A 12,752-nucleotide genomic window follows, 5' to 3' on the forward strand; every position below is an offset into this window, starting at 1 on the left:
TCAGCACCAATGTTTTACCGCTTCATTCCTATAGTTTCCGTTTCGGCTACGCTCTACACTGGCCGCCATTCATTATTAACTGGTATTTATCGGCTGTTATTGCGCTGGAATCTCACTCATATGTTTAAGCTTCGTTCGCTCTTTACCCCAATTTTACTGCTGCTGGTGCTGTTGAGCCCGGCAATCGGCTATGCGGATGACAACACGGCCGCAGCGGCGCAACAAGAGGACGCCGCGCCGAAGGTGAATCCTTCCGTTGAACTGCCGAAAATGCAGAAAATCCTCGATAAAATTAAAGGCCAGGTGTCCGGTGATACTAACGAAAACCAGCTCAACCAGCTCAATGAGATGGCGCTGGAGCTTTCGGGTAATGCAGACACCCTCGGTCAGGCTTTGATCCCGCAACGTCAGCAGCTGGATGCACAGTTGGCGGTACTGGGGCCCGCCCCGAAAGCGGACAGCGGCGTGAAAGAGACGCCCGAAGTGACGCGCAAACGCTCCTCGCTGGAAAGCCAGAAAAGCAAACTGGACGATCAGATCAAACAGGCCGAAGGGATTAAGAACGGTGCGCTGGTGCTCTCATCGCAGATCGTTAACCTGCGTCGCGATCAGTTGAAAAGCCAGTTAGCCTTAAATTCCGGCAGTATTCTGGGGCCGAAATTCTGGTCACCGCTGGTGAGCCGTCAGGATCTCGACGGCGAGAAGATCAGTGATTTTATCGCGGAACTGCAAGACACCGCAGCGCTCTCCTGGGAGCCAGGCTGGCGTTTTGGCACCATTGGCTGGCTGATTGCGGCGATGCTGGTGATGACACTGGGCCGTCGCTACAGCGAAGAGTTTCTGGCGTGGGTCAGCATCCATAAAATGCCGGAAGGGCGCTTGCGTCGCAGTTTCCTGGCGGCAGCCATTGCGCTCACCACCCTGGCGGCCGTGGTGCTGACCTTTAACTTTATTGCGCTGGCATTTACCCGCCGCGATGAAGTCTCTACCGATGTGCAGGATTTTGTTGAGCGTCTGGTCCAGCTTAGCGTCTATTGCGGACTGATTGCCGGTTTAGGCCGTGCGTTCCTGTCAACGCGCCGTCCAAGCTGGCGTTTGCCGAGCATCTCCAATGAAGTAGCGCAGGCGTTAAAGCCGTTCCCACCGATTACCGCTGCGCTGGTGTTTGTCTTCCAGACCGCTGAATCTTTCAACTACAGCGTTGGCACCAGCCTGAATACCACTATTTTCGCCAACGGACTGACTGCACTATTGATCGGTAGTACGGGACTGGCGATCAGCATGCGTACCAACCGCGTGCGTCGTCGCATGGTGCAAGAGGGCAATGCCCCCGAGGCTCGCCCGACCATTGTGGGTTTAGTGCAGCTGGCGCTGACCATTACGGCACTGGCGATTCTGATTTCACTGATCATCGGTTACGTAACGCTGGCTCGCTTCCTGAGTTATGAAGTGATTTGGTGTGGCATTTTGTTCGGCTCATTCTACTTCCTCAGCCACTTGGTGAATGATGGGTGCGAGAGTCTGTTTTCCACCAATAATGCCACGGGCAAACGTCTGCAGGGCTCGTTGAATATCGACGAGCGACACTTGCAGCAGGCCGCTACGCTGCTGGCGGCAGTCGGCAAAACGGTGCTGATTGGCTTTGTCGCGCTGGCGTTGCTCAATGGCACCTTTGCTTCTTCCACCCCGATTGAGCTTATCCAGAAGGTGATTGAATTCTGGGGAGGCAAAGGGCTGGAGTCGCTGAACATTGTGCCGGCGCACATGGTCAATGCGATCCTCTGCCTGGTGGTGGGCATCTACGTGCTGCGCTCAGTACGCCGTTGGCTGGATAAAGATTTCCTGCCAAAAACCACCATGGATGTGGGCATGCGCGTGTCGCTGGTGACGCTGTTCAGCAATATCGGGTATGTGCTGATCATCTTGCTGACGCTGTCGATCATGGGCCTGCAGTGGAACAAGCTGGCGTGGATCGTCAGTGCCTTGTCAGTCGGTATCGGTTTCGGCTTGCAGGAGATCGTGAAGAACTTTATCTCCGGTCTGATTTTGCTGACCGAACGCCCAGTTAAAGTGGGCGATTTGGTGACAATCAGCGGCATCGAAGGGGATATCCGTCGTATTAATGTGCGTGCCACCGAGATTCAGCTCAGCGATAAATCCACGGTGATTGTGCCGAACTCGCAATTTATCTCACAGAACGTGCGCAACGCCACCATGGGGAACGCCCAGGGCGTGGTGACCATTTTGCTGACGTTCCCGTTGGATATCGATCCGGTGCGGGTGCGTGAAATCCTGCTTGAGGTTTATCAGGAGAATGAGCGTATTCTGGAGACGCCTGAGCCGTCAGTCTCGTTTAAAGACCTGACCTCCGCCGGAATTGTATTGAGCGTGACCGGGAATGTGGCAGGACAGCGCCAGATTTCCAGCGCCAAAAGTGATTTGCTGTTCGATATTCTGACGCGTCTGCGCAAAGAGGGTATTGTGCTCTCTACACCGCAAACGATGATTATCGAACGCCGTGCGCTGCCTGCTTCGGTGCAGGATGACGGTGAGCAACTGCCTTAACAGCATAGACAGCCTGAAGGCCGCCCCACGACGATGGGTGTAGGATGCGGCCCTTGGGCCGGCAGAATATTTTGTAAGGTGCGCATTGATGCGCACCTGGATTTATCAGACCTTCACCGCCCATCCTTTCTGCTTACTGGTTTTGCCAATCCCCGGATTAAAGGAATTGGTCGGGTCTAATTGACGGTAAAACGCCTGCAGCTGCGGTTTAGCCTGATACAGATGACCGACATTATGCTCGGCCGGATACTCCGCACCGCGTTCGCTGAGGATTGCCAGCATCTTCTCTTTTAATGCGTGGGCATCAACGCCTTTCTTCACGATGTAATCCTGATGGAACACATGGCAGAAGAAGTGGCCGTAATAGAGGCGATGACTGAGGTCATGATCAAACTCTGGCGGTAAACGCTCAAACCAGTCGTTGTCATTGCGGCGTAGCGCGATATCCAGCGCCAGAATATCTTCCACTTCATTGGCATGTACGGCGTGATAACGCACGGCGGCACCGGCTGCGGCAAAACGATGCAGGAAGGCATGTGCACCCTCTTTGGCATCGCAGGCAAAAAACTCGCCACCGCCTTCGCGGAAGTATTCGTGCAGATACTCTTGTGCTTCGGCCACCCCTTCACCGGACATTTTCAGCATCAGATGATGCTCAAACTTATCACGATACTGTTTCATGCGTTTTGGCAGGTGCGCAGGCAACCAGCCGCTAATGCGTTGAAGCAGGCGATCGGTGAGATGGGGTTTGACGAAGCTCAGTTTAGCCAGCCAGGCGTCGACACGGCCTTTTAAGGTGAAGAACAGCGGCATTTTATCGGTGCCGAGTTTGTCGATCATCACGAAAGTATCTTTGCCGTACACCTCGGCGATATCAAAAATATCGCGGTGCATATATTCGCCCGCGACCGGTAAATTGTTAAATTCTGCCAAAATATGACGGCGCAGATCGCCCAGCACTGCCGGATCGTTAGTGCCAATGTAAAACACCTGCTGCTTGGGTTCGGTGGGGAAGGTGTCGAGACGCACGGCGAACACCGCCAGTTTGCCCGCGCAGCCAGACGCTTCAAACAGGCGGCGTTCGTCGGCGTTAAAACGGGCTGGCGTATCCGCATGGATATCGCGCACTCGCTTTGCATACTCATGGTCCGAAGCATGACGTTCATCCCAGCGCACATCGCTCTGCTGCCAACGGTCGTCATCAAGACGGCCGAGTATCTCTTCCGGCGAGTGGCCGAGGTCCATCCCCAGATGGTTCACCAACTTCAGTTTGCCGTCGGCGTCAATCTGCGCGTAGAGCGCCATTTCACTGTAAGCCGGACCGCGTTTGATCAGCGACCCGCCAGAGTTATTACAAATTCCGCCCATCACCGATGCGCCGATACAGGATGATCCGATCACCGAGTGTGGCTCGCGTCCCAGCGGTTTTAACGCTTTTTCCAGTTGATACAGCGTACTGCCGGGGAAGGCGAGGATCTGGTTGCCGCCATCAATCAGCTGCAATTTGTCGAGACGCAGCGTGCTGATGATTACCACCGGACGATCGTAATCGTTGCCGTTGGGGGTGGAACCTTCCGTCAAACCGGTGTTGGCCGCCTGCATCAGGATCACCGCATCGGCCTGCACCAGCGCCTGCAGCACACGCCACAGTTCCAGCAGTGTATCTGGAAACACCACCGCCAGCGCATCGCCCTCGCCTGAACGAAAGCCTTTACGGTAGCGCGCGGTCTGTTCCGCTTCGGTTAACAGGTGCGAAGGTCCGACCAGGCGGCGCAGCTCAGCAAGCAGTGTAGGGTGTGAGGTGTTGTTATTCATGAACCTGTCCTTGTCGTTAACGTTGCGTTTCTACTGTAGCATGCGCCAACCGCATGGTCGCGGTGTGACATCGGTTGCTACCTGCTATCCTCATCTTGTGGCACACTGCCCCGGTTATTTCGATATTGCGCAGTTACTTAAGAGAACCCGACCTGATGAAATGGATTTACTCTGTTAGCCTCGCTGTTTCCCTTGCCATGCAACCTGCCTTCGCAGATGAGCTGTTTGGCCCCCATCCAATGACTGAACAAGCGCGTGACACCTTTGTGAATCAGCTGCTCAGCAAAATGACCCTTGATGAAAAAATTGGGCAAATGCGCCTGATCAGTGTGGGACCGGATACGCCCAAAGAAGCGGTTCGCGACATGATTCAGCACGGCCAGGTCGGTGCCATTTTTAATACCGTCACGCGGCCCGATATCCGTGTGATGCAGGACCAGGTGATGCAACTCAGCCGCCTGAAAATTCCCCTGTTCTTCGCCTACGATGTGGTGCACGGTCAACGCACTATTTTCCCTATTCCACTCGGCCTGGCGGCCAGCTGGGATCTGGATGCGATTGGCGAAGTCGGCCGTATCTCAGCCTATGAGGCCGCCGACGATGGCCTGAACATGACGTGGGCACCGATGGTGGATGTGTCGCGCGAGCCACGCTGGGGCCGTGTGTCCGAAGGTTTTGGCGAAGACACCTTCCTGAGCGCGCAGATGGGCAGCGCCATGGTGAAAGCGATGCAGGGTAAAAGCGCCGCCGACCGTTATTCGATCATGACCAGCGTCAAGCACTTTGCGGCCTATGGTGCGGTAGAGGGCGGTCGTGATTACAACACCGTGGACATGAGCCCACAGCGCTTATTCCAGGACTATCTGCCACCGTACAAAGCGTCACTGGATGCCGGTAGCGGCGGGGTAATGGTGGCGCTCAACTCACTGAACGGGACACCTGCAACGGCGGATAGCTGGTTGCTGAAAGACCTGCTGCGCGGGGAATGGAAGTTCAAGGGCATCACCATTAGTGACCACGGCGCCATCAAAGAACTGCTGAAACACGGTGTGGCCAGCGACCCACAGGACGCGGTGCGTATTGCGCTGAAATCTGGCATCGATATGAGCATGAGCGACGAGTACTACAGCAAATATCTGCCTGGCCTGGTGAAAAGCGGTGCCGTGAGTATGGCGGAGATTGATGATGCCGCGCGTCACGTGCTGAACGTCAAATATGACATGGGACTGTTTAACGATCCTTACAGTCATTTAGGCCCGAAAGGCAGCGACCCGCAGGACACCAACGCCGAGAGCCGACTGCATCGTGCTGAAGCGCGTGACGTGGCGCGTAAAAGTATCGTGCTGCTGAAAAACTGGCATGAAACGCTGCCACTGAAGAAAGGCGCAACCGTGGCGCTGGTCGGCCCGTTAGCGGATAGCCAGCGCGACATTATGGGCAGCTGGTCAGCGGCGGGTGTGGCCAAACAGTCCATCCCTCTGTTGCAAGGCATGAAGAATGCGATGGCAGGCAAAGGCACCTTACTGTATGCCAAGGGTGCCAACATCACCGACAACAAAGGCATTCAGGACTTCCTCAACCTGTATGAGCAGGCGGTCAGCGTCGACAAACGTTCGCCACAGGAATTGATTGATGAAGCCGTTGCTCAGGCGAAGAAAGCCGATGTGGTGGTGGCCGCCGTTGGTGAAGCGCAGGGTATGGCCCATGAAGCCTCCAGCCGCAGCGATTTGGTCATCCCGCCAAGCCAGCAAAAGCTGCTGGCGGCGCTGAAAGCCACCGGCAAGCCGTTGGTGATTGTGCTGATGAATGGCCGTCCATTGACGGTGGTGAATGAAGATCGTATCGCGGATGCGATGGTCGAAACCTGGTTTAGCGGTACCGAAGGCGGCAATGCCATTGCTGACGTGCTGTTTGGCGACTATAACCCATCGGGCAAGCTGCCGATGTCCTTCCCGCGTTCAGTGGGCCAGTTGCCGATTTACTACAACCACTTGCCAACCGGTCGCCCGTATAATTTCGCCAAGCCTAACAAGTACACGTCGCACTATTACGACGCGGTGAACGGTCCGCTTTATCCGTTCGGTTACGGTTTGAGCTACACCACCTTTACGGTGTCGCCTGTGAAGATGTCCGCCAAAACCATGCCGCGTAACGGCACGGTGGAAGCCAGCGTCACGGTGACCAACACCGGCAAGCGTGATGGCGCGACGGTGGTGCAGATGTATCTTAACGATCCGGTTGCCAGCATTAGTCGTCCGGTGCAGGAGCTGCGTGGCTTCAAGCGCATTATGCTGAAAGCGGGCGAATCGCAGACCGTGAGCTTTAAGATTGATGTGGATGCATTGAAATTCTGGAACCAGAAAATGCAGCACGTCGCCGAACCGGGCAAATTCAACGTGATGATTGGCCTGGATTCCGTGCGGACTGAAGATGGGCAATTTGATTATTTATAATCATTAACAGTTTGCACCTCCTGTAGCGGCGCGATTTATCGCGCGATGAATCGCGCCGCTACATATCGCAGTATATGATATACCTCAGCCATTCCTGCCAACGGGCACAACCACCAATCACCATGAACCTGCGCAAACGCATCGAACAGCAAGTCTTTCGCCTTAACGGTCTGTCACTTAACGAATTTGATATCTCGCAACCGCCTGGCGATCCTGGCTTGTTTGGGCCGGATCATGTTATCTGGCTTGTACACGGCGACTTTCCCTCGATGTTGTGTGGCGGGATCAGCGCGTTGATGCTGCAAATGCTGCATCCGGCCGCGCTGGCAGGGGTGTGGGATCACTCTAACTTCCGCCAGGACATGCTGGGACGCCTGCGTCGCACCAGCCAGTTTATTGCCGTGACCACCTTCGGCAATACGGTGGATGCCAACATTCTGATTGAACGCGTCAAACGTATTCATCTGCGGGTTACCGGCATTGATAATGCGGGCCAACCCTATGCCGCCAGCGATCCGCATCTGCTCACTTGGGTACACGTGGCGGAAACCAGCCGCTTCCTCGCGGCGCATCTGCGCTACAAAAATCCGCATCTCAGCCACGCCGATCAGGATCGTTACTACCATGAAGCCGCGCTGATTGCGGAGGCGCTCGGGGCGCAACAGGTGCCAAAAAGTGTTAAGGCGGTGGAGGATTATCTGCAGGCGATGCGTCCAGAACTGATCTGTGATGAACGCACGCGAGAAGTGATGCAACTGCTGATCAACGCTCCTGCACCTTCGTGGCAGGCGAAACCGGCCATGGAAGTGATGTTAAAAGCGGGTATGGGGCTATTACCGGACTGGGCGCAACAGCAGATTCAGCATCCGATTGGCCGCTTCACCCAGTGGCGGGTAGATAAAGAGATTGCCGTGATTGCCGGACTGCTGCGTTGGTCAATTCAGCGCGGTGCTTACGCCCGTGCGATGCAACGCATGGGGCGCTGAGGGTTACAGGTGAAGCTCATCCTGCTTTTTGGTGTAGGTACGCGGGGTGCGGGCTTCGCGTTTTAAGGTGAGTTGGCGCTGCTGATAATGATGCAACAACATGCCCAGTCCCAATCCTATCAGTGCCAGCGGCAGCAAACTGTAATAGATATCAATCGGTAACAACACCAGCAGTGCGACGCCACCCAGCAAAATGGTCAACGCCGACATCACCCACGTGTAGCGAATAAACAACCACACCAAAATCGCGAATATGACGACGTCACGCAGATTCAAATCGAGATTTTGCAGTACCATATCGGCCATTCCACAAGGGTTAATGCGCTGACAATAGCATGCGAGACGGCAAAAGAATCACGAATTAATGTGATGTCTAAAAGTGTAATCTGTTGCTATTCATTAGCATCTCTCAAGATTTCTGTAAGCACTTTGAGAGTTTTACCCTTGTGTCACGTGGTGCGAGTGTCGATCCTGCTCTATTCTCAGGGAAAATGGATCCCTCAAGGCTTTGTCGAGGCGTTATGACACACCAACCTCTGATTGCTGAGGTGCCTAATCAGCAAAATACACTTACCGCCATCGTCGAACAGGATGCGCGTACCGCCTATTTCTACATCTGGCCGAACGATTTGTTTCGCAGTCAGTATGCCGTGCGCGGTTGCTGGCTGCGCAACCTGTTGCCCGCCCCGGCGCGCGAAGATCGTGAAGCGATGGAGCAGGGCATTGCACCGCTGCTCAGTGCGGAATATTGCCGTACGCTGGAAGCGGAGCCAATGCTCGATCCGGCTGGTTTACAAATCCTGTGGGAACCGAGCGATGACGGTGCCGCGCTCTGGTATTACGGTCAGTTGCTGGCAGTGATCCCCGGCTGGAGCCTCTATCAGGACAAGCAGGTCAGCTTCTCTGCTGGCTGCATCAAAGAGAATCGCCTTACCGCACCCCTCGGCTCTGCTTCCACCAATGATTACTATGCGCGCGCCGAGCAACAGCGCCATTTCTGGCGCGACTGGCATGATGGCCAGCTGTGGGACAGCGTGCAGCGCGATGTGATGCAGTGCTATCAGGCGCAGTTTGGCGAGTCGGTGAAGTATTACGCCATCGACCAGGGCAACTGGCCGCCGATGGCGATTTCTCAGCACTGGCACAATGGCGTTTGGTATTTTCTCACCCTCGGCATGGCGATCCGTCCGATGCCGCAAGTGGATTATCTGTTTGATGAGCTGGCACCGCAGTATCGCCGCGTGGAATTAGCGATGGCAGTGGATGGCGAAGTGATGACGGAAGCCAACGCGGTACAGATGGCGAGTGCGCTGGCAGAGTTCGCTCACCTACCATGGGCGCGCCTGACGTGGATTGGCGAAGGGCACACGCTGGCATCCGAAGTGGCGCCAGTGGGCTTTGAGAGTTTCCTGCTGGCGAATGACCTGGCACCGGAAGCGGCACAGTTCCGTTTGCCAAAGCGCGATGGCGATCGCCCCAATTTGTTGTGGGCCACGCCGATCACTGAAGCAGAACGCCAGTTTGCCCAGTCTGATGAACGCGGCGGCCAGCAGTTGCTGCAGCGTTTACAGGCTGAGGGCAATAACCACGTGTTCCGACCGCGTCAGGAAGTGGTGGATCCGTTGCAGTGAGGTTATCTGAGGGGTGAGGGCATCAGCGCGCTCTCCCCCAATTAAGCGCAGCGTTAGTCACCACCCTAATGATCACCTAAATCAACTATTTGCATTTTTGTGATCTGCCTCACCTCAAGTTCCGCTTTAACACGCCGTTAACCTCGATCAGGCAACTCGCCAACCAGGGTAAGGGCACATCAATGTTAAAAACTACACAATCTCGTTTTACCGCGACGTTGGTCGCATTTTTCGTGGTCCTGATGCTGGTTACCGTGGTGGTGATCAATCAGTTTATTGCTCCGCAACTGAGTCAAAACGAAAGCCGTTTGGTCCGCTATGAAGTTGATGGTCTGGCCGGGCGCATCGTTGAACAGATGAACCGTGTGCAGGCACAACAGCGCGCGATCACGGAGGCGGCAGGCGTGATGGACAGCGCCGCCATCGACACCTTACTGCCTGCGTTGGTGAACCAATACCAGGACAGCAACGTTTTTGGTGGCGGTATCTGGCCACTGCCCAATCGTCGCGATCCCGCGAAAGAGAAGGACAGTTCATTCTTTGCGCGCAATGCCAGCAATCAGTTGCAGGTCAACACCTACTGGAACTCTGATGCGGCGGATAAATACTGGGAACAACCCTGGTACAAAGACGGTATGGCGGCAGCAAAAGGGCAGTGTGCCTGGGCGAAAGCCTACCAGGATGCTGCCAGCCCGCAGCCACGCACCAACTGCGCCATGGCGATTTATCGTGATGGCACGGTGTGGGGAGTGGCGACTATCGACGTCACACTCGGCTTCTTTAACCAGCTGGCAAAACAGATGGGTGATGCGATTAAGGGACGTGTGCTGATCGTGGAAGCCGATGGCAAAGTGGTGGGTAACGCCGCGCTGCTGGACGGCACGCCGAAGCTGGAAAACCTGTCCGATACCCAGTTGCCAATGGCGTCTGCGTTGAAAGGTTTACTGGCGCAGGCGGGAACACAGCCAACCCAAACGACTTTCAAAGGTGAAGATGGTGAACACACCTTGTTCCTGCAGGCGATTGCGGGCAGTCCGTGGTATCTCGCCAGCGATGTGCCTTCCAGCCTGCTGGACGCGCAAACACACAGCATGCTGACGCGGCTTGGCCTGGTGCAGATCCCACTGGCAGTTATTCTGCTGCTGGTGCTGCTCGGTTTCGTGCGCGCGATGATGAAACGCCTGAGTCTGTTGCATCGCAACATTGAAGCGCTTTCAACGGGCGGTGCCGATCTCACCCAGCGCTTACCTGCCAGCAATAGCCCGGAATTCAATGCGGTGGCGGAGAGTTTTAACCAGTTCATTGCGTATCTGCAGGGATTGATGCGTCAGGTTGGCGACAGTGCTTTAGCCATCACCGCTGCCTCGCGTGAAATCGCCAGCGGTAATGCGGATTTGTCTGCACGCACCGAATCGCAGGCCAGCTCGATAGTGCAAACGGCAGCTTCGATGGAGGAGTTGACCGGGACCGTGCGTCAGAACGCCGATAACGCCACGCATGCTAATCAGCTGGCAGACGGTGCCTCGCAGGTGGCCGCGCGTGGTACCGACGTGGTGCGCCAGGTGGTCAGCACCATGGGCGCGATCAACCACTCATCACGAAAGGTGGTGGATATTATCAGTGTGATTGACAGCATTGCCTTCCAGACCAATATCCTCGCACTGAATGCTGCAGTTGAAGCGGCGCGCGCGGGTGAGCAGGGGCGTGGCTTTGCTGTGGTGGCATCGGAAGTGCGTAATCTGGCCCAGCGTTCGGCTAACTCCGCGCGCGAAATTAAGAAGCTGATTGAGGAGTCGGTGGCCAACATCGATACCGGTAGTCAGCTGGTTGAGCAGGCCGGACAGACCATGGATGAGCTGATGCAAGGCGTTAGCAGTGTGACAACGCTGATGAGCGAAATCATGTCTGCCAGCCGCGAACAGAGCATGGGGATCGAGCAGGTTAACGTGGCGATCACGCAACTGGATGGCAGCACGCAGCAGAACGCCGCGCTGGTGGAGCAGGTCTCCGCTGCGGCCCATGCGATGGAAGAGCAGAGCGTGCAGCTGGAGTTGGTGGTGCAGAGCTTTAAGCTGTAAGGGGGGCGGGGCGATGTTAATCATCGCCCCGTGCCAATATCACGTAAACGCGTTCCGAATCTCTTCGCGCGCCGCATGGCGTGTGGCATTGGCGACGGTGCCGCGATCCACCAATTTCCCCTGCAACAGCAAATTGTAGATTGATGACTGCGGGCGATTGAGGCGGTTCTGAATCAACTGTATCGCTTCATAACCCAATTCGCGGCAGGGCACGGCGAATCCCGTAATCGGCATTTCAGGTGATCCCTCCAGGCGGCTCGCCAGATCGGTGGTCATCAACGACATATCCTCGGGAACACGTAAACCGCGTGACAGCAATGCCTTTTGTACGCCAGTAATGATCCCCTTGCCGCCGGGCAGAATCACATCTGGCCACTGTTCACGGGGATGCGCATCCAGCCAGCGATGCAACGCCGCTTCGGTATCCTGTGATGAGTAAGCTTCAATCACGATCAAATCATGCTGCGAATTAAACGGCATATGAAAGTGGCGATAGGCGTCTTTGATTCCTTCCAGCCGCAGAAACAGTGTCTCACGGCGCAGACAGGTCACGGTCAATACGCGACGATGGCCCTGTTCAAACAGATGCTGCATAGCGCTAAAACCAATCGCACGATGATCGGGAGAGACCGCATCCAGCCTCATATCTTTATCCCGCGAGTTGATCAATACACAGGGCTTATCCAGCGATGCCGCGAGGCTGAAAATGGCTTGATCGTCGGTGCCGATAATGATGATGGCGCTGATATTTTTTGCGCCGGCTTTCTCCAGAAACAGCTTCACATCGGCGCGTTGCTCCTCCAGCGGACAGTAGCTGATATGCACATCGTGTGATGCACAGGCCTCGGCGATGCCGCGTGTCACTTCGAGATAGAAGTGGTCCCCGCGCGGGGTAAAGGTGCGGGCGGGCGCAAACACCACAATGCCATTGATCAGCAGCCGGCCACTCATCATTTCGTGTAAGACGCCGAGCCGACGTGCGCAATTTACGATGGCATCACGTGCCTTATCGCTGGTGTAGGATTTCCCGCTCAATACGCGCGAAACGGTGCTAACCGAGTAGCCGGTTATTGCTGAAATTTCGTCCATTTTGAGCTTGCCAGCCATAATGTGATCCCCATCCCAATCAATTTTTGCAAATTTTTGCAGACGCAGTGGACTGATATTAAGACTGTTTTACATTTGGTTCACAAACATCCGCACCGCTCTGCGAGTATTCTCACA

Annotated in this window: 8 protein-coding genes; 5 read left to right on the top strand and 3 right to left on the bottom strand. The window is 55.5% G+C overall.

Annotation, left to right across the window (positions count from 1 at the left end):
• Positions 1–120 precede the first annotated feature (120 nt).
• Entirely contained in the window at positions 121–2,565 is a 2,445-nt protein-coding gene (locus tag ACPUC8_RS20795) for a DUF3772 domain-containing protein (RefSeq protein WP_494927234.1), read from the top strand.
• 105 nt (positions 2,566–2,670) lie between these two features.
• Here ACPUC8_RS20795 and dld read toward each other — a convergent pair whose 3' ends face one another.
• Positions 2,671–4,380 carry a D-lactate dehydrogenase gene (gene dld, locus ACPUC8_RS20800; RefSeq protein ID WP_494927235.1) on the bottom strand — a complete coding sequence of 570 codons (1,710 nt, stop codon included), beginning with the start codon at positions 4,378–4,380 and terminating at the stop codon, positions 2,671–2,673.
• 155 nt (positions 4,381–4,535) lie between these two features.
• On the opposite strand from dld, the gene bglX reads away from it, so the two are divergent.
• Together bglX and ACPUC8_RS20810 are read left to right on the top strand one after the other, a co-directional pair.
• The gene (gene bglX, locus ACPUC8_RS20805; protein WP_039331053.1) at positions 4,536–6,833 is read left to right on the top strand and encodes a beta-glucosidase BglX; all 2,298 of its coding nucleotides are present in this window, start codon (positions 4,536–4,538) and stop codon (positions 6,831–6,833) included.
• Positions 6,834–6,955: 122 nt separating this feature from the next.
• Complete coding sequence (locus ACPUC8_RS20810) at positions 6,956–7,819, top strand: oxygenase MpaB family protein (protein WP_494927236.1); 864 nt, start codon at positions 6,956–6,958, stop codon at positions 7,817–7,819.
• Between the two features lie 3 nt (positions 7,820–7,822).
• Here ACPUC8_RS20810 and ACPUC8_RS20815 read toward each other — a convergent pair whose 3' ends face one another.
• On the bottom strand, positions 7,823–8,116 hold the full coding sequence (locus ACPUC8_RS20815) for a hypothetical protein (protein ID WP_039331049.1): 294 nt from the start codon (positions 8,114–8,116) through the stop codon (positions 7,823–7,825).
• A gap of 224 nt (positions 8,117–8,340) precedes the next feature.
• On the opposite strand from ACPUC8_RS20815, the gene ACPUC8_RS20820 reads away from it, so the two are divergent.
• Together ACPUC8_RS20820 and ACPUC8_RS20825 are read left to right on the top strand one after the other, a co-directional pair.
• Complete coding sequence (locus tag ACPUC8_RS20820) at positions 8,341–9,450, top strand: suppressor of fused domain protein (protein ID WP_494927237.1); 1,110 nt, start codon at positions 8,341–8,343, stop codon at positions 9,448–9,450.
• 182 nt (positions 9,451–9,632) lie between these two features.
• Complete coding sequence (locus tag ACPUC8_RS20825; protein WP_039331045.1) at positions 9,633–11,528, top strand: methyl-accepting chemotaxis protein; 1,896 nt, start codon at positions 9,633–9,635, stop codon at positions 11,526–11,528.
• Between the two features lie 39 nt (positions 11,529–11,567).
• On the opposite strand, the gene ACPUC8_RS20830 is transcribed toward ACPUC8_RS20825, so the two are convergent.
• The gene (locus ACPUC8_RS20830) at positions 11,568–12,635 is read right to left on the bottom strand and encodes a LacI family DNA-binding transcriptional regulator (RefSeq protein ID WP_039331043.1); all 1,068 of its coding nucleotides are present in this window, start codon (positions 12,633–12,635) and stop codon (positions 11,568–11,570) included.
• Between the last annotated feature and the right edge of the window lie 117 nt (positions 12,636–12,752).

Source organism: Pantoea sp. CFCC18177 (assembly GCF_059412425.1).